This window comes from Pseudomonas sp. R4-39-08 (assembly GCF_003852275.1).
GTDB lineage: Bacteria > Pseudomonadota > Gammaproteobacteria > Pseudomonadales > Pseudomonadaceae > Aquipseudomonas.
Window position 1 is genome coordinate 2,977,198 of sequence record NZ_CP027733.1, and the last position, 19,842, is coordinate 2,997,039.

Sequence of the window (19,842 nt, forward strand, 5' to 3'; positions counted from 1 at the left end):
CTGTCGGGCTCATGGACCTGCCCCCGATGGCGGTGTGTCAGTCACACATGCACTTACTGGCAATGCCTCATCGGGGGCAAGCCCCCTCCCACAGTTTTGATCGAGTCAGGCCTTGGCCGCCATCGCCGTTACTTCAACACGCATACCTTCTACAGCCAACGCGGCAACACCCACCGCCGCCCGTACCGGCCATGGCTTGGCGAAAAAGCGTTTGTAGACTTCGTTGAATGCGGCGCGGTCGGCCATGTCGGTCAGGTAGATGGTCAGGTGCATCACCCGGTCCATGGAGCTGCCGGCTTTTTCCAGCGCGACTTTCAGCGCTTGCAGGGTGCATTCGCTTTGCAGCGTGATATCGCCCAGCTCCAGGCTGCCGTCGGCGCGGGTTGGAATCTGGGTTGAGACCAGGATGCCGTTGAAGCCGATCACGTCGGAGGAGATCGAATCGGCATCCGGGTCGGGTGTGAAGGTCAGGTCGTGGTTGGCCATGGGCGCCTCGTGTTGGCAGGAACGAAAAGGCGCCATGGTCCCTGAAAAAATCACCTGGGGCAAACCAGGTGTTTACTCTTTCACGTCCATGAACTCCTCAGCCCACGCCACATAGCTCTCCGGCAATGTATAGGTGTGGGTCAGCTCGGTCGCGCTGAGGTTCGATGTGCTGTGGGTCAACTGCCGTTGCGCGCGCAGGCTGTCGTAAGTGGCCTTGATCGCGGCGAAGTAGGCGCCATGCCCAGCCACCACGATGCGCACGCCCAGGCTCGCCAGGCGCTCGCTGTCGTGCAGCTGCGGGTTGCCGTAGGTCACCAGCATCAATGGCACCGTGAGGTTCTCGGCGATTTTTTCCAGGTGGTCGAAGTCTTTGACGCCGACCATGCAGATTCCATCGGCGCCGGCCTTTTCATAGGCCTGGGTGCGCGCAATCACGTCTTCGGTGGGCAATACGCCGGCGTTGGTGCGCGCGATGATCGACAGTTCAGGATCGACACGCGCTTCCAGAGCCGCCTTGACCTTGCCGATGCCTTCTTCGACAGAGATCAGGTCCGTGGATTTACGCCCGAATTGAGCAGGCAGCAGGGTGTCTTCAATGGTCAGCGCCGCGACGCCAGCGCGTTCCAGCTCTTCAACCGTACGCATCACGTTCAGGGCATTGCCGTAGCCGTGGTCGGCGTCTGCAATGAACGGCAACTGTGCGACGCGGCCGATGCGGGTGGCCTGTTCGACGAACTCACTCAGGGTAATCAACGCGAAATCGGGTGCCGCCAGTACCTGCAGGGAGGCGACGGAGCCGCCGAGAATACCCACCTCAAAACCCAGGTCGGCCGCGATACGGGCGGACATGGGGTCGAAAACCGAGGCGGTTTCAACACAGATGGGCGTGGCAAGCAGTTCGCGGAAGTGACGGCGCAGCGCTGAGTGAGAAATCTTGGGCATGGTCTTTCCTGGCTTTGGTCATCGTCAAGTGACGATCAATGTCTATTCGTGGTGGCGTGAGATTACCACGCAGACGGGCAGGGGTTGATGACGTTTGAATGCGCAAGAGGCGTCTTGCGCGGCAATGCGCGAATAAAATGCAATATGTGCATTTTTAGTGAATTACGTTATGCAATATAAATATTTTACATGTCTTTCTTGTAACCTCATCGTAATGCCCCTTACGACTATCGCCGAGACCGCACGCGCGGATCGACTTGACGTGCCTCCCATGGCATCTGGAGACGAACGTGCGTTACCTGTCAAAACTGGCGACCGGCATGGCCGCCGCATTGATCTGCCTCACCGCCCATGCGCAAACGCTGGTAGTGGGCGATCAAAGCTATAACGCCCAAGCCGCGATGGAAGCGGCGGGGGTGCTTGAGGATCTTCCCTACACCCTTGAATGGAAGCAATTCACGGCCGGATCGCCGGTGGCCGAAGCGCTCAACGTCGGCAGCCTGGATATCGGCCTGCTCGGCGACGCGCCGGTGTTGTTCCTGGGCGCATTGGGCGCGCCGATCAAGGTGATTGCCATCAGCCGGCAAAGCCTGGCGGGCGTGGCGATTCTGGTCAAGCAGGATTCGTCGATCCACAGCCTGGCGGACCTGGCGGGCAAACGTGCAGCCATCTGGAAAGGTTCCTGGAGCCAGCAACTGCTGCTGAGCGCACTGGATAACGCCGGCGTTGCCCGCGACGCGCTGCAGTTGCGTTACCTCAGCGCACTGGATGCGTCCCATGCGCTGGAAGGCGGCTCGGTCGATGTCATCGCCACCTGGGAGCCTTATGTGACCCAGCAGGAACGCCAAGGTGCACGGGTACTCGCGACGGCCGAGGGGTTGATTCCCGCCCAGAGTTTTATCGCCGCCAACGCCACGGCGGTCGACGACAAACGCGCGCCCATCAACGACTTTCTCCAGCGCCTGAAAAAAGCCCGTGACTGGGCACGCCAGAGCCCGGCCAACACCAACGCCTACGCTGACGCATGGGCCAAACGCACCCGCGCCGACGCTGAAATCGCCCGCGCCTGGTTTGCCAGGGCACGCACCACGGTCGAACCACTGACCGCCCAGGCACCGGTCGAGGCGCAAAAGACCGTGGACTTCTTCGCCAGCGAAGGCCTGATCAAGGCTTACCCGGCCGCCAGCCTGTTCGACCCGTCATTCGCCGCGGCCCTGCAACCCGCCGTCGCCCAGGCACAGCCCTGAATACACCAAGGAATCTCTCTGACATGACCAAACGACAGCTCAAACTGGGCGCCTTGACCATGGGCTGCGGTGGGCCGGGCCGCCACAACCTGTGGCTCGACCCGCAATTGCCGGCCGACGCCAGCGTGAACATCGACTGGTACATCGATATCGCGCGCCAGGCCGAGGCAGCGTTGTTCGACTTGATCTTTATCGTCGACAGCCAGTTCATCACCCCGGGCTCGCCTTCCCATTACCTCAATCGCCTGGAACCGCTGACGCTGTTGTCGGCGCTGGCCGTGAGCACGCGGCATATCGGCCTGGTCGGTACGCTGACCACCTCCTACAACGCGCCGTATAACGTTGCGCGGCGCCTGGCCTCCCTGGATCTGATCAGCAAAGGCCGCGCCGGCTGGAACGTGGTGACCAGCGGCGATGCCGGTACCGCCGGCAATTACAGCCTTGATGAGCATTATGACTACACCACGCGCTACAGCCGCGCCGCCGAACACGTCCAAGTGGTGCAGGGGCTGTGGAACTCCTATGAGGACGACGCCTTCGTGCGCGACCGCGCCACCGGCCAGTTTCTCGACCCGAGCAAACTGCATAGCCTGAATCATCAGGGCGAACACTTTGCGGTGGCCGGCCCGCTGAACATCCAGCGCTCACCCCAGGGGCAGCCGGTGATCTTCCAGGCCGGGGATTCCGAGCAAGGCCGCGACCTGGGCGCCGCCACCGCCGACGTCATCTTCACCCACGCCGCCAGCATCGAGCAGGGCCAGGCGTTTTACCGGGATATAAAGGGCAGGGCGCTGCAACGCGGACGCGATCCGGAGCAGGTATTGATCATGCCCGGCGCGGAAATCTATGTGGGCGACACCGATGCCCACGCCCGCGAAATCGAGCAGCATTATCATCAGGTCGACCATAGTTTTGAGCTGGCGCTGAAAGAATTCGGGCGTAATTTCGGCTGGCATGACTTCAGTCAGTACGACCTGGATGCGCCATTTCCTCAAGAAAGCCTGGAGGCTGCGCGCAGCAGCTTTTTCACTGCGGCCAAACGCATCGCCGATCAGGCCCGCGAGAAGGGTTTCAGCCTGCGCCAGGCCGTAGAATCTGGCCGCCAACTGCGTCCGGGGGCCTTCACCGGCACGGCTGACACGGTGGCGCAGAAAATGGCGGATTGGCTGCACGCCCGCGCCGTGGATGGTTTCAACATCTACATCGGGCACCCGGAGCAGTTCACTCGCTTTACCCGAGAAGTCATACCGTTGCTGCAGGAACGCGGTGTTTACCGGACCGCGTATGAAGGGAGTACGTTACGCGAGCGCCTGGGGCTGGAAATTCCGCAGTTTGCACGGCGTTAAGCCGCTGCCATCGTTTGACCTGACTACCGTGCGGATCAAGGATGCATCCGCCGGCGCGCTATGCCTATAGTTCACTCACCCCCACAGCGCACTCAACGGCGCTGTGCAAACCCGCCGAAGACTGAGGTGAGCCTGATGAACCGTGAATTCAGCCGCGCATTGTCCGATCCCCACCAAGTGGACGCCGAGTACTTCGAGTACACCAAGGCCGCCAACCCCATCAGTGCCAATCTCATACCGCGCATTCCCTACCACAGTTTTCCTGCCGCGCTGTATGACAGCGGCCCTTCACGCGTCGTGCCGCTGGACCTCAGCGACGCCCTGGGCTGCGAAGGCCCGGCCACCGGTCCCGGATTGTGCGCCAACTTTATGCGACTCAACCGTGGCGACACGCTGACCGTGCAACCCAACGCGACCTCCCAGGTTTTCTACGTGATCGCCGGGGAGGGCCGCGTGGTGCAGGCCGAGCATGAGATTCAATGGTCCAAAGGCTGCTTTATCGCGCTGCCGGGTTTGCAGGCGGCGCACTTCAGCGCCAGCGCGGATGCGCGCCTTTACTACGTGCACGATGAACCGTTGCTGCGCTACCTCGGGGTGGTACCCAGTGCAGATCGCTTCACGCCAACGCTGTACCCCGCAGCGCTGGCCAACGCCAAGCTGCGCGAAGCGGCGGATGACCCGCGTGCCCAGGACCGCAGCCGCATCAGTATCCTGCTGGGCAATCGCAACTTCCCGCAAACGCGCACCGTCACCCATGTGCTGTGGGCGATGTACGGCATTCTGCCGGCCGGATCGGTGCAAAAGCCCCACCGGCACCAGTCGATTGCGCTGGATTTCATCATTGACTGCCCGCCAGGCTGCTACTCCCTGGTCGGCACCGAGCTGGACACGGACGGGCAGATCCGCAATCCGGTACGGGTCGACTGGTCGCCCGGCCTGGCGTTCGTGACGCCGCCTGGGTATTGGCATGCGCACTTCAATGAATCCGACACCGAGGCGTTCCTCATCCCGATCCAGGACGCGGGGCTGCAAACCTACCTGCGTGCGTTGGATATTCGGTTCAGTTGATAAAGCAACGCCCCATGTGGAGCGCACGATCAGGGTGAAATAGGATCGCTCGCCGGGAAGGTTTCTTCGATGGCCTCGTCAAGCTGGCTATCGCTGACAGCGCGGTCCTGCACCTTTACATGCGACTCGCAATGGCATTCGGCACTGGGGCATGCCTGACCGCGTGGGTGCAGGTCGGCGCAGGCCTGGCTGCAAAAGGCTTTACCGTCGCGTTCATAGCGTGCGGCAGCGGTTACCTGGCAACTGCAGCCTGGGCAGGCGCATGGCAAATCCGGGGTGGCGTGGTTCATGAGTCCTCCGATTGTCAGTCATGGTTGAAGCGTCCACACCTAGTTTGATAAGCCGAAATACAAGAGTTTAAAAAAACACAGGGCAGGGGTGATGAACGGCGGGTGTGCGTGTGTGAGACAAGAAAACGAACCCTGCGCTGCCTCGTGCGTCTATGGTGATAACAACGATCACACAGACGCGAGGAGGTTTACCCATGAATGATTACCCAGCGGGCGACACCGATTCAGAAGCGCGCAACCGTTCGATCGGTAATGCCATAGGCCTGGCCGCCGATGAAGTCGAGTTGTGGGTGGCTTCGGTGGAAGAAGACGGCAGCGGCATGGGCTATGTGCTGACGTTTTCCGCGGACACGCCCAGCGAAATCCTCGCCAAGGTCGAGGGGCTGGGCGCTGACCGCACGATTAATATCGGTCCGATTGACTGAGCCCTGTAAGGCCGGTAGCCATTCACGGCTGCTGGTAATGCCCCGGAATGTCATGGCCTTCGTAGCCGGCTTAGTGCGTTTTTGCACCTGAACATCGCTCTATCGCGCATCCTTGAGCTTGGCAAAGCGCTGCCTGAGCAGGGACTGATGCCAGGCCACTGTAGGAGCGAGCTTGCTCGCGAAAAGCGCCCAGGCGACGCGTTTATTCTGGATAATCGCGGTGGCCCTGAATTTTTCGCGAGCAAGCTCGCTCCTACAAAAAGCCTTGATTGACTGGCATAAGGGCAGGGCCTGCCCAACACGATGTCCGCCATGGAGCAGGTCAAATGAGTCGCCCGCTGTTCATTTCGCTGGACGGGCCCAAGGGCACCGGCAAGACCACGCTGCTGGAGGCTGTTACCTCAGCATTGAGGGCAGACGGCAAAAAGGTGATCCGACTGTGCGAAAAAAAGAGTGATCCCCATCGGGGTGAAACCATGGCGCTGGTCAACCAGCTCGTCAGGCATCCCAGCCCGGCACTGGAGTTGGCGGTGTGTGAGCGATTTGCTGATAGCCGTGGCTGGATTTCCCGGCATGTACTGCCCAAACAGCCTTCTGACAGCATCATCCTGATTGACCGCTGGTACCCGTCTGACGCGGCGTTTCGGCGCCTGATTCCGTTCGCGCAGATTCTAAAGTTGAACATCGAGCGAGGCGTACAGGTGCCAGACCTGCATGTCGGGGTAGTCACCGATGCTGAAACGTCATGGGCGAGGGCGGCAGCACGAACACGTGGGCTGGGCAGTACGGTGCTGCACTCCCTGGAAGAACAGGTGGCCTGCACGCTGGGCTTCGAGCGAGCGGTTGCCGATCACGGTTGGGTGCTTTGCCGTAACGAAGGATCGATCGAGGACGCCACGGCGCAGGTGGTTGCTGAGATCTATGGCGTGCTGGGTGGGCGCTAGCAGTTCCGTATCGCAGTGTATCTACAGGCCCTGCGGATACTTGCGGATTCAATAGACCGCTTTACCGACACATCCGCGATACCTGCAGGCGGTTCAATTGGCTCCAGCGAGGGACACCCCCTCGGCCAATTGAGCAGGTAGCGCCATGTTCTTGATCGCCTTTCTCGGCGGCATCGTCACGGTACTCAGTCCGTGCATTCTTCCCGTCGTGCCGTTTTTATTCGCCCGTGCCGATCGCTCGCCAGCGTCGGTGGTGTGGACACTGCTAGGCCTGGCGCTGACCTTTGCCCTCGTGTCCAGCCTCGCCGTGATCAGCAGTGACTGGGTGGTAACAGCCAACGGTATTGGTCGCCAGCTCGCGCTGGTGGTGCTGGTAGTGTTCGCCCTGTCGTTGCTTTCCGCCAAGGTGGGTAATGGATTGATGCGGCCGTTGACGGCACTGGGTAATCGCCTCGATCCCGCCACGCGCAGATTGTCGGGGCCCGGCGCATCGCTGCTGATCGGGGTCGCAACCGGCTTGCTCTGGGCACCGTGCGCGGGGCCCATCCTCGGGATCATCCTGACCGGCGCAATGCTTCAAGGCCCGAGCGCGCACACCAGCCTGCTGCTGTTGGCCTACGGCTTGGGCAGTGCCGTCTCGTTGGGCGTGCTGATCTTCGCGGGCCGAGGCCTGGTGTCTCGGTTGAAGTTGTCACTGCCCGTGATCGCCTGGCTGCGGCGCGGCACTGGTTTGGCCGCGCTGGTGGTTGCGGGGGTGATCGCCAGTGGCTCGCAAAGCCAACTGCTTGCCGGCACTTCATCCCAGGGCGCTGCCAGGCTGGAGCAGTCGCTGCTGAGCGGTGTGCCCAAAGTCACTGATTACCTGGTGGACAGCGTCAAGGCCGCGACCACACCTGACCTGAGTGCCAAGGGTGAAATGCCGTCCCTGTCGGGTGCCGTCCAGTGGCTGAATTCACCCGAACTGAGCAAGGAGTCGTTGCGAGGCAAAGTGGTGTTGGTGGACTTCTGGACCTTCGACTGCATCAATTGCCAGCGCAGCATTCCGTATGTGAACGAGTGGGCAAAGAAGTATGAGAAGGAAGGGCTGGTTGTCATCGGCGTGCACACCCCGGAGTATCCCTTTGAAAGGGTGATAGACAACGTGCGCAAAAACGTAGCGAAGCTGGACCTCAACTACCCGATCGCGATCGACAATAACTATGCGATCTGGCGCGCATTCGACAATCAATACTGGCCCGCACACTACCTCGTCGACGCCGAAGGCAAGATCCGCTACACCCACTTCGGCGAAGGCAGCTATGACACTCAGGAAAAAGGGATTCAGCAGTTGCTGGCCGAGGCGAAGAACAAGGAGGGATGATCACCGGGGATGATCCATGGGCGCCTTTGCGGTAAGTCTCAGTGTTGGCGGCAGTTTCAACTCCGCACACAGACCGCCGCCATCCCGGTTGACCAAGCGCAGGGCGCCTTGCAGGGTAAGCGCCAGTTGTTGCGAAATCGCCAAGCCCAGTCCCGTACCACCGGTTTCCCGGTTTCGCGAATTCTCCACACGATAAAAAGGTTTCAGCACTTCGGGCAATTGGTGGTCAGGTATGCCGGGGCCACGGTCCAGCACTTGAATCAGCAGCCCACCGTCCGGCTGGCGCTGCGCGAGGATTTGCACCTCTGATCCGAACTTCAAAGCATTGTCCAAGAGGTTGACCAACACCCTGCGCAGCGCATGGGGGCGAGTATCGATGGCTGCGCCGCCGTCAGCCTTTAACGTCACTTGCTTGCCGGTATCGAGGTAGTCAAAGACCAGGCTTTCCAGAAAGGAATCGACATCCACGCGCCGGCTTGGCTCATTGGAACCCGCCATGCTCCGCGCGTAGGCCACACCTTCCTGGACCAGGTGCTGCATTTCCTCCAGGTCGTTGCAGAGCTTGTCCTTTTCCATCGAATCGTCCATGAACTCCGCGCGAAGCTTCATCCGTGTGATCGGGGTTTGCAGGTCGTGGGAAATCGCTGCCAATAGCTGCATGCGTTCCTTGACGTAAGTTGCGATGCGCTCCTGCAGGGTATTGAAGGCGACGGCCGCGTAGGCCACTTCGATTGGCCCTTCCTCCTTGAGCGGTTCGCCCTGGCCATTCGGATCGAGGCTGTCTACCGCTTGGGAAAGCCGCGTCAGTGGCCGTATGACCGTGCGTACGGCGAGCCAGGTACAGAGCAAGAGCAGCAACAGTTGCGCCACCAGCACTGCTGGCAGCCACGGTGATAGCGGCATCACCGCGGGTCGCACATCAATCGTCAGGGGGCTGCCGTCCTTGAGGCGCAAGTGGGCCTGATAATGAGGGCGCGCATCGGCAATATCGCTGAAGCTCAATGGGTAGTCCCGGCCCAGCGTGGCTTGCATGGAGCGCACGGAGACGGGAGCGCTGGTCATGTCCATTGGCGTGCCCGGCTGGCCCTCATCAAGTTCGTATCGGTAGTTGGGGTGTTCCAGGCGCGGCAACCATGCCTCACGCTCATTGGCCGGCAACCGCTCCAGTATCGCCAGTGAGGTGGTCAGGTCTTGTTCGAAATTGTCCAGCATCAACATCTTGGCACTTTGGTAGCGCTCATAGAACTGCAGCCCGAATGACAATCCATGGGCCACCGCCAGGCTCACCAGGAAGATCAGTGTCAACCGCGAGGCCAACGTGCGCGGCCAACGCGTCATGGTCATGGCTGTGCTCCTGACACTTGCACCGCGTAGGTAAAGACATAGCCCTCGCTGCGAACAGTCTTGATGTAGGCGGGATCGCGGGCATCGTCCTGCAGCCGGTGGCGCAGCCGACTGACGAGCAAGTCAATCGAACGGTCGAAGAGGTCGGCGTCCCGGCCCTGGGTGAGATTGAGCAGTTGATCGCGGTTCAGCACGCGCTGGGGGTGATCGAGGAAGACGCGCAGCAAGCGATACTCGCCGCCACTTAACGTCACGATGGTGCCTTCGCTGTCCAGCAGGTGTCGAGCCGTGGTGTCCAGCCGCCATTTGCCGAATGCGAGCAGCCGGCCTGCTTCGGTGACGATCAGGTTGGGCGGCAACATGCGGGTGCGGCGGAGCACGGCATTGATTCGCGCCAGTAACTCCCGGGCGACAAAGGGCTTGGCCAGGTAATCGTCGGCGCCCATCTCCAGGCCGATGATTCGATCCGTATCGTCATTGCGCGCGGTCAGCATCAGCATCGGCGTGGCCTTGTGCTTGCCTGCGCGCAGTTCCCGACACAGCACCAGCCCATCGTCTCCGGGCATCATGATGTCCATCACAATCAAGTCGACCGGCGTGGACGCCAGAAAGGCCCGCATCTGGCGACCGTCCGCCACTACCGTCGTGCGCAGTCCGTTTTTCTGAAGATAGTTCCCCACCAGCTCTCTGATCTCGCGGTCATCGTCGACGATGAGGATGTGATCTACGTGCTCCACTTGACTCACCTTTATCCCTGTTTAACGGCGTTGAAGAAGGTGGCGTCGAGTATATCCAGGTGGCGGTTTGCAGCTGGTAAAACTTTTGCACCAGACTCGCCTGGGTGGGTTTGTATCGTTGTGTATCTGCGCCCCGGCCCGATACACAGTGATTCGTTCAAGGCGGTTGGTGACACATACCGGATACCTGCGGGGCGTTAAATGAACACATCGAGAAGGCGCAGTCCCTCTTCAATTGATGGCTCATCTAACGCTCGGAGATCTCGTTATGCCCTGGAAAAACCCCGTGTGGATGGGCGTGTTTGGTTTGGCCCTGGTCGCAGGCAGCGGCGGTGCCTGGGCCGTCGAGGCGTCAGTTGCCAGCTCGGCCGCGCCCCAATCCGAATCGATTCGGCCATACCGAATTCATGTCGATGAAGCTCAACTGACCGATCTCAAACAGCGCATTACCGCGACCCGCTGGCCAGACAAAGAGACGGTCAATGATGTCTCCCAAGGCGTGCAGCTGGCCCAGATTCAGGCGTTGGTGAAGTATTGGGGCAACGGCTATGACTGGCGCAAGGCCGAAGCGAAGCTCAATGCGCTGCCCGAATTCATCACCACCATTGACGGCGTGGATATTCAGTTCATCCATGTCCGCTCGCGCAACCCCAACGCGATGCCGCTGCTGCTGACACATGGATGGCCGGGCTCGCAGTTCGAGTTCCTGAAGACCATCGGCCCGCTGACCGACCCTGTGGCTTACGGCGGTAAGGTCGAAGATTCGTTCGACGTGATCATCCCCTCGATCCCCGGACACGGCTTTTCCGGCAAGCCCACTGAGTTGGGCTGGGGGCCGGATCGCGTCGCAAAGGCGTGGGATGTGCTCATGAAGCGTCTCGGATACTCCCACTATGTTTCCCAGGGTGGCGATCACGGCTCGGTGATATCGGATGCACTGGGTCGCCTGAATCCGCCGGGTCTGCTGGGCATTCACTTGAACATGCCGGCCACCATTCCGCCCGAGCTGGTCAAGCCGATCAACAGTGGTGACCCGGCACCTGTCGGGCTCAGCGAGCCTGAACGCAAGGCGTTTGAGTCCCTGAGTACCTTCTTCGGCCGCAACGCGGCATACGGCGCGATGATGGTGACGCGCCCGCAGACCATCGGCTACCTGCTGGCCGATTCGCCCACCGGCACGGCGGCGTGGATGTACGAAAAAATCGCCGCCTGGACCGACAGCAACGGTCAGCCTGAACGGGTACTTAGCCGTGACGAGATGCTGGACGATATCAGCCTGTACTGGCTGACGAACGTCGGCGCATCGTCATCGCGTTTCTACTGGGAAAACAACAACAACAATTTCAGCGCCGCCGCGCAGAACACCGCAAGCATCAAGGTGCCGGTGGCGATCACGGTCTTCCCCCACGAAATCTATCAGGCACCCAAAAGCTGGGCGCAACGCGCTTACCCCTCACTGGCCTACTACAACCAGGTTAACAAGGGCGGCCACTTCGCTTCCTGGGAACAACCGCAACTATTCAGCGAAGAATTGCGTGAGGCCTTCCGGCCACTGCGCGCCAAGCTCGGCGTAACGAAGACCGCTCACTAACGCCTACCCAACCCTGTCAATACACCGGGCCGTTATGCGGCGGCTCGCTACGGAGAAACATCATGGAGATGACCTTGCTGAACAACCAGAATAAATCCGGCCGCCTGCAGGGTTTTGCCCCCTCGCTACTGGCAGCAGCGTTGCTGCAATTGGGCGCCGTGGCGGCAGGGTTTGCCCAGGCCAGCGCTGCTGACGTACCGGCCTCCACGGTGGCCGTTATTACGCCGGGCGCTCACACTTCGCTGGGTGACCTCAAGCATGTGAAAGCGGGTCTGCTGGACGTTTCCTACGCGGAACTCGGCCCCTCCGACGGCCCGGTGGTTATTTTGCTGCACGGCTGGCCCTACGATATCAACGCCTTCGCTGATGTCGCGCCGGCTTTGGCGGGCAAGGGCTATCGGGTGTTGATCCCGTCTGCCCGTGGGTATGGCGACACGCATTTTCTCTCGCCCAAGATCGTTCGCAATGGGCAACCCGCTGCACTGGCCACCGACCTGATCGACTTCATGGACGCGCTGAAGATCAACAAAGCCGTGCTGGGTGGATTCGACTGGGGCGCCCGCACTGCCGATATCGTTGCCGCACTGTGGCCGGAACGCGTGAAAGCCCTGGTGGCGGTCAGCGGTTACCTGATCGGCAGCCAGGAAGCGGGCAAAGCACCACTGCCACCCGCCGCCGAGTTGCAGTGGTGGTACCAGTTCTACTTCGCAACCGAGCGCGGGCGTCTGGGCTACGAGAAAAACACCCATGACTTCGCCAAGCTCATCTGGAAGCTGGCGTCGCCAAAGTGGAATTTCGACGACGCCACCTTTGACCGCAGCGCGGCATCCCTGCAAAACCCGGATCACGTGGCCGTGTCGATGTTCAATTACCGCTGGCGCCTGGACCTGATCAAAGGCGAGCCCAGGTACGACGCGATCGAGAAGAAGCTGGCGGCATTCCCTTCCATCAGCGTACCGACCATCACGATGGAAGGCGACGCGAACGGCGCGCCCCATCCACCGGCTGAAGCCTATGCAAAACGGTTCACCGGCAAGTATGAGTACCGCCTTGTCAGCGGTGGAATAGGCCACAACCTGCCGCAGGAAGCGCCGCAGGCGTTCGCCCAGGCGGTGATTGACGCCGATCATCTCTGACAGGGAGCGTCACCATGAAACTCATGCATCTGTCCGGGGCTGTTGCAGCGCTTGCGCTCACCGTCACTGGCCTCGCAGCGGGCGATTCCGCTGGCGGTGACGCTTCACCAATCTACGGCGTGAAGATTCCCGAAGGCTATCGCCAGTGGCCGCTGATTGCGCCAGCGCAGGAAGCCGCGCCCTTGGATGAACTGCGCGCCGTGGTCGGCAATAACCTGGCAATCAAGGCCTACCAGGATTCAGCGCTGCCGTTTCCCGATGGCACGGTGCTGGTGAAACTGGCGTGGAAGCACGTCCAATCACCCGAGTTCGAGCCCGCCTCGATACCCGGCGCGGCCACCACGGTTCAAGTCATGGTGAAGGATTCGAAGCAGTACGCGGCGACCGGTGGGTGGGGCTTTGGGCGTTTTATCAACGGCAAAGCGGTCGACCAGGCTCAGCACGAGACGTGTTTTGCCTGTCATCAAGCGCGCGTCAAAAACCATGATTTCGTGTTCACCCGGTACGCCCCATAACCCCAAGTTCAAGGAGTTCTCCATGAAGAAAATCATTGCCTCGCTGGCAATCGCTGCCTCTGTGTTGGTCGGTGCTGACGCGTTCGCGCAGACTGAGAAGCCAACGGTCGTACTTGTTCACGGCGCCTTCGCCGACGCCTCGAGCTGGAACGGCGTGGTCAAGATCCTCGAAAAGGATGGCTACACCGTCGTCGCCGCAGCAAACCCGTTGCGCAGTGTGAAAAGTGATGCCGCATCCGTTGCGTCACTGATCGCGAGCATCAAGTCACCCGTGGTGCTGGTGGGGCATTCCTACGGCGGTAACGTCATCAGCGAAGCGGCTAATGACCAGGCCAACGTCAAGGCGCTGGTCTACGTGAGTGCGTTCGCCCCGGACACCGGCGAAACCGTCGCCGGCCTGGCTGGCAAGTTTCCCGGCAGCACCTTGGGGCCGACCCTCGCGGCACCGGTGCCATTGAGTGAGGGTGGCAAGGATCTGTACATCCAGCAGGACAAATTCCACGCGCAATTTGCCGCTGACGTGCCCGCCGCTGAAGCGGCAGTGATGGCCGCCACCCAGCGTCCGGTCACCGAAGCCGCGCTGAATGAGCCGTTTGCCACGCCGGCGTGGAAGCACATTCCAAGCTGGGCTATCTACGGCGACAAGGACAAGAACATCCCGCCCCAGGTACTGGCCTTCATGGCCAAGCGAGCGGAGGCTAAAGCCGTGGAAGTGGTGAAGGGCGCCTCCCATGTGGTGATGGTTTCAAACCCGGGGCCCGTTGCTCGCTTGATCGAGAGGGCCGCGTCTGCGAAATGATGAGCAGCGCTGCAAGCTACGGTATTGCGGAGCGCCCAGAGTTACTCGCACCCTTTTGCCGAACTCAGCATGATCCCGAATCGGTCAGACAGCTCCTTTCGTCCCTTGGATGTCACGGCCAGCGCTCGACTATCAAGGTCCTGGATCACCCACTCGCGGCTTATGACCGTCTGTAGAACAGCCGCTCCGAGTGCTCCGGCAAGATGTGGGCGGCGCATGCTCCAGTCCAGGCAAGAGCACGCGAAACGGCGTCGCTGGGCTCTTGCTTCTTCTATCCCGATACCGAGACCGCTCATGGCTTTTTCGCCGCTTGTCGTAAGCTGATACAGGCCTTCACCTGAAACCGGCACGGTTAACCAGCCTGACGCCATGAAATGGTCGTGCAGTTGTACTGCCAGTGTTCCTGCCATGTGGTCATAACAGGTGCGCGCGAACTGCAATCGGGTCGGGGTCGTGGACACATATTGTATCGCTGCGTTTTGGCTGATCACCATGAGAGCCTCAATAGCCTGGGCCACTTGCGCGTCAGCCAGACTGTAGTAGCGATGCCGGCCTTGGGTATGCAGCCTTACCAACCCGTCCTCTTTTAGCCTTGCCAAATGCGCGCTCGCCGTGGATGCGCTCACGTCGGCAATGACGGCCATTTCGGTACTGGTACGGGCGTGGCCGTCCATCAGCGAACACAGCATTTTCGTCCTCGCAGGTTCGGCTATCGCGCCGGCTACCCGAGAAATCGCGGTGTCATTGCTTTGAGCGTCCATATTTCGTTCCTGAGCGAATCGTCGCCATGAAGGGTGTTCGATAGTAGCTGTTCTTTGTGAACAGGATTTGTGGAATGACGCCTTTTGAAGCAGCGACCCATGCTGATCCTTACGCTTATTACTCGGGCCTCAGGCGACAAAAAGGCCTGTTATTCGATGCAGGTCTGCGTTTATGGATCGCAAGCAGCGCCAACGCTGTGGAAGCCATTCTGGGGCACCCCGACTGTCGGGTTCGCCCGCTGAACGAGCCGATACCGCCTGCCATTGCGCAGGGCGCGGCGGGCATGATTTTCGGTCGGTTGATGCGCATGAATGAGGGCCCGCGGCACCTGTGCCCCAGGATGGCTATCGAACCCGCCCTGGCCTCTGTAGAGGCGCAAAGCATCGCAGCCATCGCGTCACGCTTGATCGAGACGCTCGATAAGCCGCTCGAAGACCCGGATGAGTTGATGTTCACGTTACCGGTTTGCGTCGTTGCGGCCTTGTTAGGCCTCCCATCCAACCGGCTACAGGAAGTAGCTCGACTGACACGGGGCTTTGTCGCCTGCTTTTCGCCCTTAAGCGATGAAACTCAACTCGGTGAATCCAATTCCGCAGCCGCTGGGCTAAGCCAGTTATTCAGCGCGCTGCTGAGTAAGGACGATCAACGCAGCTGCTTCTTGAGCCATATCTGGAGCGGCTGCGAAGCCACCGCCTGGAGAGATGATGAGGCATTGATCGCTAACCTGATCGGCCTGTTGTCACAGACCTGCGAAGCCACTGCGGGCCTGATCGGCAATACCCTTGTAGCGCTCAATCGTAACCCTGGTCTGCTTGAAGACTTGCAAGCTGCGCCGATGCTCGTTGCAGACCTGGTGAAAGAGGTCGCGCGCTACGACTCGCCCGTGCAAAACACCCGGCGATTCGTTGCGAAACGATGCACTATCGAGGGCAGCCTCTTGGAGGCGGGTGATACGGTTCTAGTGTTACTCGCTTCAGCGAACAGGGATTCCTCTGCGAACCCGGACCCCGATAGCTTCTTGCTCAAACGAACTAATCGACGCCAATTCAGCTTCGGCTCTGGTAGACATGAATGCCCAGGCCAGCAACTTGCATTGACGATCGCCTCCGAGGCGATTTCGGCATGGCTACATCGCAAGCCAGCCTCGTCTGATCGTCATTATCAGTGGAGCTATTTACCCTCTCTTAATAGCCGCATTCCCAGGTTTTATCGTGATAGGGAACTCAGTAGCGATCGCAGTTATGTGTGAAGCATGGCTGCACGAAGAGTAACCGTCTTGCCTGACGTAATATTCAACGCGTCAGATGCTCCATCAAGTAGTCGATAAACACCCTGACACGCAGCGGCAGGTGCCTTTTTTGCGGAAATATCAGAAAAAATGGCCGGGTCGTACCGCCGTACTCGGTCAGCACCGCTTGCAGGGCGCCGCTGTCCAACTCGTCCTGAACCGTAAAACGGTACGCCTGCATCAGGCCCGCACCGCTTTTGGCCAGGGTTGCAGTAGCGAGGAAGTCGCTCTGGCAGGTGTAGTTGCCCGAGGTTTCCAATTCCACCTTCTGGCCGTTGATGTTAAATGCCCATAGCGACCTGCGCCCGCTGCTGGGCATTTCGAACTGGATGCATTCATGGCCGTTCAGGTCTGCCGGGGTCTGCGGTATACCGGCGCGTTTCAGGTAATCGGGAGTGGCAACCACCAACAGTTCCGTGTCTTCAAGACGCCTGGCGATCAAGCCGGAGTCGTCCGGTTGCCGTCCTCTGATGGCGAGGTCGAAACCTTCCTCTACGAAATCGATGTTGCGATTGCTCACATGAATGTCGATTTTTACGTGGGGATAACGCTGGCGGAAGCTCGGCAGCAGGGGCAGCAGCCGATAGTGCGCATAGGGAGTAGGGGCGCTGATGCGTATCCGCCCCGACGGTGCATCCTGGGCACCGGTGATCTCCCGTTCAGCCTCTATCAGTTGGGTCAATGCCTGCTGGCATTGCTCATAGTAGGCGCGGCCGCCTTCTGTCAGGCGCATTTGCCGCGTGGTGCGCACAAACAACACCACGCCCAGGCGCGCCTCCAGCCGGGCGATCGAGCGGCTCACTGCCGCCGGGCTCACGCCTGCCTTGGTGGATGCAGCCGTGAAGCTGCCACTTTCGGCGGTCAGGCAGAACAGCTCGATACTGCCCAGGTTGATGTCATCGAAATAGCGGCTCATGGCACTCTTATTCATTACATGGGGTATCAATTGAAATGCTTTCTACACCATTTTTCAATGCCAGGTTGTCATTTAGAGTGCAGCCTCATCCACATTAAATGCCTCAACAGGCGGAGCATCTATGAAAGCAGCACGAACTGTTATCGTCACGGGCGCGTCCAGCGGCCTGGGGTTTGCCATCGCCAAGGCCTACCTTGAGCGCGGTGACAACGTAGTCGGCAACGCCCGCACACACGCTCGGCTGCAGGAAGCCGCGGCTCGTCTGGGCAATCCTTCCAATTTCATCCTCGTGGCAGGCGATATCGCCAAGCCGGAAACCGCACAGGCCTTGTTCGATCAGGCCGTGGCTGCTTTCGGCAAGGTCGACATCCTGATCAGCAACGCCGGCATCTTCATCCCCAAGCCGGTAGGTGAATACACCGAGGCCGATGTGGACGCCATGATCAACACTAACCTGAAGGGCTTTTTCTACCCAGCCCAACTGGCAGCCAGGCATATGGCCGCCAACCAAAGCGGTCACATCATTGCGATTACGGCATCCATAGCCATGCAGCCCAATATCAAGGTTCCGGCACTGTTGCCAGTGCTGATCAAGGGCGGCCTGAATCATGCCGTGCAGGGGCTCGCCCTTGAGCTGGCGGCGGCGCAGGTGAAGGTCAATGCGGTGGCGCCGGGCATTATCAACACGCCGATGCATGGCGACAGCGAGCAACTCCATGCTGCGCTCAAGGGCATGAGCCCGAGTGGCCGTATCGGCTCGCCTCAGGATGTGGTCGATGCGGTGCTGTATCTGACCGACTCCTCATTCGTCAGCGGCGCGATCCTGCCCGTGGATGGCGGCGCTACAGCCGGAACCTGGTGAACAATAGGAGAGCAGGCACATGCCGTACGTAAACATCAAAGTGACTCAGGAAGGCGTGACCGCTGAGCATAAGCGTCAACTTATCGAAGGTGTGACTGCGTTGTTGCACAGCGTGCTGAACAAGCCGCCGGCATCGACCTTCGTGGTGATTGACGAGGTGCCCACCGACAACTGGGGTGTTGCCGGCGAGACCATCACGGCGCTGCGAGTGAAGGAAAACGCCCTTAAGCCATAGCCTTCCCAGCAGCGCCTGCGTTCGGAGCGTGAGTTGGCCGCACGCTTCAGGGCTGCAAACGCCGCACCCTCCAGCCCGTATCGCTGCGGTCGTAGCGCAATCGCTCATGCAGGCGCTCCTGCCCATTCCCCCAGAACTCCAGCGATTCAAGCCGCAACTCGAACACGCAATACCCCTCGGGACGTGGCAGCGGGCCTTGCGCCTCGGCCAGTTGCCTGGCGGCGTTGCGCATGGCTTGCACGTCCTCTAAATCTTCACTCTGGCGCGATACCGATGACATCGGATGTGTCGCATACGGGCGCTTGAGCCATGCTTCATCGGCCTTGGCATCTGGCAGGCGCGCGGCCCGGCCGTTGAGGATGATCTGCTGACTGGTCTCGCGCCAATACAGCACACCCGACGCCCACGGGTTGTCGGTCAGTTCACGGCCTTTCTGGCTGCCGGCATGGGTGCTGAACAACAGCCCGGCGTCGCTGATTTCACTGATGACCACGATCCGCGTGGAGGGCCGGCCCTGGCGGTCGGCGGTGGCCAGCGCGAGGGCCTTGGGTTCGCGGATGCCCACGCGGCGCGCACGCTCCAGCCAGTTGTGCAGCACGCTCATGGGATCGGCGGGCAGCGTCTGATATTCGGGGAAGGGCGCATCCAGGGTGCCGGTGAGGGATTCCGACATGCCTTTACCCAGCAGCGGCTTGCCTTGCAGTGAAAGGTTCATAACACAATGCTCCCGCGTCCGAACGTGACGCCATTACCGGATACCTCGACTCGCGTCACTTGATCTGCGCGGCCCTCGGCTTTAGCGAACATCAGTGAAGGGCGGCCGATTTCCACGCCCTGCAAAATCTCCACGGGTTGGCCGAACGCTATCTGGCCATGGCGCGCCAGGTGAATCGCCAACGGCCCGGCAGCAGAACCGGTGGCTGCATCCTCGACCACGCCGTAGGCCGGCGAGAACATCCGGCTGCGCCAATGCCGTCCCGCGCCGGCAAAACAGTTGATGGCCATGTCGTGGAAGCTGGACAGCGCACGGTGGTCGGGGTGCAGGGCCGACAAGGCTGCAATGCTCGGCAGGCCGACGAACACATGGCGCGGGCCGTTGTGATAAATCTCGATGGGAAAGGTCGAGTCGCCGATGCCCAGGGCCTCGAGCAATTCAGCGTCGCGGCCCAGGGCCGTCCAGGTCGGGATCGGCTGGTCCATGCTGGCGGCGATCACGCTGCCGTTCTGGCGCTCGAGTTCAAACGCGATGGTGCCCATTTGGGTTTCCAGGTACAGCCGGTGATTGTCGGTGTGCGCGCCCAGGGCAATGGCCGTACCCAGCAACGGGTGGCCGGCGAAGGGCAGTTCGTTGACCGGGGTGAAAATTCGGATCAGCGCATCCCCACCATTACGTGGCTTGAGCACGAAGGTGGTCTCCGACAGGTTCATTTCTCGGGCGATGCGTTGCATCTGCGGGGCCGGCAAGTCGTCGGCGTCAAAGAACACCGCGACCGGATTGCCTTCCAGCGGCACGCTGGCAAAGGCGTCGATGATGACGTAGTTGTGCATG

General features: G+C 60.6%; 22 protein-coding genes. 13 read left to right on the forward strand and 9 right to left on the reverse strand.

Features of this window, described 5'->3' with window-relative positions; all coding sequences use genetic code 11:
* Positions 1–105: 105 nt before the first annotated feature.
* Together C4J88_RS13530 and C4J88_RS13535 are read right to left on the reverse strand one after the other, a co-directional pair.
* A complete protein-coding gene (locus tag C4J88_RS13530) occupies positions 106–486 on the reverse strand; it encodes a RidA family protein (RefSeq protein ID WP_124362863.1) in 381 nt (126 codons plus the stop codon).
* Between the two features lie 72 nt (positions 487–558).
* Positions 559–1,428, reverse strand: a complete 870-nt coding sequence (locus C4J88_RS13535; RefSeq protein ID WP_124362864.1) for an oxaloacetate decarboxylase — start codon at positions 1,426–1,428, stop codon at positions 559–561.
* 290 nt (positions 1,429–1,718) lie between these two features.
* On the opposite strand from C4J88_RS13535, the gene C4J88_RS13540 reads away from it, so the two are divergent.
* From C4J88_RS13540 to C4J88_RS13550, 3 genes are all read left to right on the forward strand, one after another.
* On the forward strand, positions 1,719–2,675 hold the full coding sequence (locus C4J88_RS13540; protein WP_124407208.1) for an ABC transporter substrate-binding protein: 957 nt from the start codon (positions 1,719–1,721) through the stop codon (positions 2,673–2,675).
* Between the two features lie 23 nt (positions 2,676–2,698).
* The gene (locus tag C4J88_RS13545; protein ID WP_124407209.1) at positions 2,699–4,021 is read left to right on the forward strand and encodes an LLM class flavin-dependent oxidoreductase; all 1,323 of its coding nucleotides are present in this window, start codon (positions 2,699–2,701) and stop codon (positions 4,019–4,021) included.
* A gap of 135 nt (positions 4,022–4,156) precedes the next feature.
* Positions 4,157–5,089 carry a cupin gene (locus tag C4J88_RS13550; protein ID WP_124407210.1) on the forward strand — a complete coding sequence of 311 codons (933 nt, stop codon included), beginning with the start codon at positions 4,157–4,159 and terminating at the stop codon, positions 5,087–5,089.
* A gap of 29 nt (positions 5,090–5,118) precedes the next feature.
* Here C4J88_RS13550 and C4J88_RS13555 read toward each other — a convergent pair whose 3' ends face one another.
* Complete coding sequence (locus tag C4J88_RS13555; RefSeq protein ID WP_177412746.1) at positions 5,119–5,379, reverse strand: metallothionein; 261 nt, start codon at positions 5,377–5,379, stop codon at positions 5,119–5,121.
* Between the two features lie 194 nt (positions 5,380–5,573).
* On the opposite strand from C4J88_RS13555, the gene C4J88_RS13560 reads away from it, so the two are divergent.
* The 3 genes from C4J88_RS13560 (at position 5,574) to C4J88_RS13570 (ending at position 8,108) form a co-directional block, all read left to right on the forward strand.
* The gene (locus tag C4J88_RS13560) at positions 5,574–5,804 is read left to right on the forward strand and encodes a DUF317 domain-containing protein (RefSeq protein WP_124362868.1); all 231 of its coding nucleotides are present in this window, start codon (positions 5,574–5,576) and stop codon (positions 5,802–5,804) included.
* A gap of 326 nt (positions 5,805–6,130) precedes the next feature.
* On the forward strand, positions 6,131–6,748 hold the full coding sequence (locus C4J88_RS13565) for a dTMP kinase (protein ID WP_124407211.1): 618 nt from the start codon (positions 6,131–6,133) through the stop codon (positions 6,746–6,748).
* 145 nt (positions 6,749–6,893) lie between these two features.
* A complete protein-coding gene (locus C4J88_RS13570) occupies positions 6,894–8,108 on the forward strand; it encodes a cytochrome c biogenesis protein DipZ (protein WP_124407212.1) in 1,215 nt (404 codons plus the stop codon).
* Here the strand turns inward: C4J88_RS13570 and C4J88_RS13575 are convergent, their stop codons facing one another.
* Positions 8,109–9,452 (reverse strand): HAMP domain-containing sensor histidine kinase, encoded by a 1,344-nt coding sequence (locus tag C4J88_RS13575; RefSeq protein WP_124407213.1) that lies wholly within the window; start codon positions 9,450–9,452, stop codon positions 8,109–8,111.
* The gene (locus tag C4J88_RS13580) at positions 9,449–10,189 is read right to left on the reverse strand and encodes a response regulator (protein WP_124407214.1); all 741 of its coding nucleotides are present in this window, start codon (positions 10,187–10,189) and stop codon (positions 9,449–9,451) included. The genes C4J88_RS13575 and C4J88_RS13580 overlap by 4 nt, the downstream gene beginning before the upstream one ends.
* 268 nt (positions 10,190–10,457) lie before the next feature.
* Between C4J88_RS13580 and C4J88_RS13585 the strand changes: the two genes are divergently transcribed.
* From C4J88_RS13585 to C4J88_RS13600, 4 genes are all read left to right on the forward strand, one after another.
* Positions 10,458–11,780, forward strand: coding sequence for an epoxide hydrolase family protein (locus C4J88_RS13585; protein WP_256659021.1), 1,323 nt, complete (start codon positions 10,458–10,460; stop codon positions 11,778–11,780).
* Positions 11,781–11,842: 62 nt separating this feature from the next.
* Positions 11,843–12,916 carry an alpha/beta fold hydrolase gene (locus tag C4J88_RS13590; protein WP_124407216.1) on the forward strand — a complete coding sequence of 358 codons (1,074 nt, stop codon included), beginning with the start codon at positions 11,843–11,845 and terminating at the stop codon, positions 12,914–12,916.
* Positions 12,917–12,930: 14 nt separating this feature from the next.
* The gene (locus C4J88_RS13595) at positions 12,931–13,431 is read left to right on the forward strand and encodes a cytochrome P460 family protein (RefSeq protein WP_124407217.1); all 501 of its coding nucleotides are present in this window, start codon (positions 12,931–12,933) and stop codon (positions 13,429–13,431) included.
* Positions 13,432–13,453: 22 nt separating this feature from the next.
* A complete protein-coding gene (locus C4J88_RS13600) occupies positions 13,454–14,230 on the forward strand; it encodes an alpha/beta fold hydrolase (RefSeq protein WP_124407218.1) in 777 nt (258 codons plus the stop codon).
* Between the two features lie 41 nt (positions 14,231–14,271).
* Here C4J88_RS13600 and C4J88_RS13605 read toward each other — a convergent pair whose 3' ends face one another.
* Positions 14,272–14,991, reverse strand: a complete 720-nt coding sequence (locus tag C4J88_RS13605; protein ID WP_124407219.1) for a helix-turn-helix transcriptional regulator — start codon at positions 14,989–14,991, stop codon at positions 14,272–14,274.
* Positions 14,992–15,065: 74 nt separating this feature from the next.
* On the opposite strand from C4J88_RS13605, the gene C4J88_RS13610 reads away from it, so the two are divergent.
* Positions 15,066–16,241 carry a cytochrome P450 gene (locus tag C4J88_RS13610; protein WP_164487715.1) on the forward strand — a complete coding sequence of 392 codons (1,176 nt, stop codon included), beginning with the start codon at positions 15,066–15,068 and terminating at the stop codon, positions 16,239–16,241.
* Positions 16,242–16,284: 43 nt separating this feature from the next.
* Here the strand turns inward: C4J88_RS13610 and C4J88_RS13615 are convergent, their stop codons facing one another.
* On the reverse strand, positions 16,285–17,196 hold the full coding sequence (locus C4J88_RS13615) for a LysR family transcriptional regulator (protein ID WP_124407220.1): 912 nt from the start codon (positions 17,194–17,196) through the stop codon (positions 16,285–16,287).
* Positions 17,197–17,317: 121 nt separating this feature from the next.
* On the opposite strand from C4J88_RS13615, the gene C4J88_RS13620 reads away from it, so the two are divergent.
* Positions 17,318–18,058 carry an SDR family NAD(P)-dependent oxidoreductase gene (locus C4J88_RS13620; protein WP_124367069.1) on the forward strand — a complete coding sequence of 247 codons (741 nt, stop codon included), beginning with the start codon at positions 17,318–17,320 and terminating at the stop codon, positions 18,056–18,058.
* 19 nt (positions 18,059–18,077) lie between these two features.
* Positions 18,078–18,293, forward strand: coding sequence for a 4-oxalocrotonate tautomerase family protein (locus tag C4J88_RS13625; RefSeq protein ID WP_124367070.1), 216 nt, complete (start codon positions 18,078–18,080; stop codon positions 18,291–18,293).
* Between the two features lie 46 nt (positions 18,294–18,339).
* Here the strand turns inward: C4J88_RS13625 and phzG are convergent, their stop codons facing one another.
* Together phzG and C4J88_RS13635 are read right to left on the reverse strand one after the other, a co-directional pair.
* Positions 18,340–19,008 (reverse strand): phenazine biosynthesis FMN-dependent oxidase PhzG, encoded by a 669-nt coding sequence (phzG, locus tag C4J88_RS13630; protein WP_124407221.1) that lies wholly within the window; start codon positions 19,006–19,008, stop codon positions 18,340–18,342.
* Positions 19,005–19,841 carry a PhzF family phenazine biosynthesis protein gene (locus C4J88_RS13635; protein ID WP_124407222.1) on the reverse strand — a complete coding sequence of 279 codons (837 nt, stop codon included), beginning with the start codon at positions 19,839–19,841 and terminating at the stop codon, positions 19,005–19,007. Before C4J88_RS13635 ends, phzG begins: the two co-directional genes overlap by 4 nt.
* Position 19,842: the final 1 nt, after the last annotated feature.

Bases quoted from the DNA above. Each gene is read 5' to 3' on its own strand.
- C4J88_RS13575 (WP_124407213.1), bottom strand. From the start codon at position 9,452: ATGACCATGACGCGTTGGCCGCGCACGTTGGCCTCGCGGTTGACACTG.
- C4J88_RS13585 (WP_256659021.1), top strand. From the start codon at position 10,458: ATGCCCTGGAAAAACCCCGTGTGGATGGGCGTGTTTGGTTTGGCCCTG.
- C4J88_RS13620 (WP_124367069.1), top strand. From the start codon at position 17,318: ATGAAAGCAGCACGAACTGTTATCGTCACGGGCGCGTCCAGCGGCCTG.
- C4J88_RS13535 (WP_124362864.1), bottom strand. From the start codon at position 1,428: ATGCCCAAGATTTCTCACTCAGCGCTGCGCCGTCACTTCCGCGAACTG.
- C4J88_RS13550 (WP_124407210.1), top strand. From the start codon at position 4,157: ATGAACCGTGAATTCAGCCGCGCATTGTCCGATCCCCACCAAGTGGAC.
- C4J88_RS13625 (WP_124367070.1), top strand. From the start codon at position 18,078: ATGCCGTACGTAAACATCAAAGTGACTCAGGAAGGCGTGACCGCTGAG.
- C4J88_RS13610 (WP_164487715.1), top strand. From the start codon at position 15,066: ATGACGCCTTTTGAAGCAGCGACCCATGCTGATCCTTACGCTTATTAC.
- C4J88_RS13560 (WP_124362868.1), top strand. From the start codon at position 5,574: ATGAATGATTACCCAGCGGGCGACACCGATTCAGAAGCGCGCAACCGT.
- C4J88_RS13615 (WP_124407220.1), bottom strand. From the start codon at position 17,196: ATGAGCCGCTATTTCGATGACATCAACCTGGGCAGTATCGAGCTGTTC.
- C4J88_RS13545 (WP_124407209.1), top strand. From the start codon at position 2,699: ATGACCAAACGACAGCTCAAACTGGGCGCCTTGACCATGGGCTGCGGT.
- C4J88_RS13530 (WP_124362863.1), bottom strand. From the start codon at position 486: ATGGCCAACCACGACCTGACCTTCACACCCGACCCGGATGCCGATTCG.
- C4J88_RS13570 (WP_124407212.1), top strand. From the start codon at position 6,894: ATGTTCTTGATCGCCTTTCTCGGCGGCATCGTCACGGTACTCAGTCCG.
- C4J88_RS13565 (WP_124407211.1), top strand. From the start codon at position 6,131: ATGAGTCGCCCGCTGTTCATTTCGCTGGACGGGCCCAAGGGCACCGGC.
- phzG (WP_124407221.1), bottom strand. From the start codon at position 19,008: ATGAACCTTTCACTGCAAGGCAAGCCGCTGCTGGGTAAAGGCATGTCG.
- C4J88_RS13555 (WP_177412746.1), bottom strand. From the start codon at position 5,379: ATGAACCACGCCACCCCGGATTTGCCATGCGCCTGCCCAGGCTGCAGT.
- C4J88_RS13605 (WP_124407219.1), bottom strand. From the start codon at position 14,991: ATGGACGCTCAAAGCAATGACACCGCGATTTCTCGGGTAGCCGGCGCG.
- C4J88_RS13600 (WP_124407218.1), top strand. From the start codon at position 13,454: ATGAAGAAAATCATTGCCTCGCTGGCAATCGCTGCCTCTGTGTTGGTC.
- C4J88_RS13635 (WP_124407222.1), bottom strand. From the start codon at position 19,841: ATGCACAACTACGTCATCATCGACGCCTTTGCCAGCGTGCCGCTGGAA.
- C4J88_RS13590 (WP_124407216.1), top strand. From the start codon at position 11,843: ATGGAGATGACCTTGCTGAACAACCAGAATAAATCCGGCCGCCTGCAG.
- C4J88_RS13595 (WP_124407217.1), top strand. From the start codon at position 12,931: ATGAAACTCATGCATCTGTCCGGGGCTGTTGCAGCGCTTGCGCTCACC.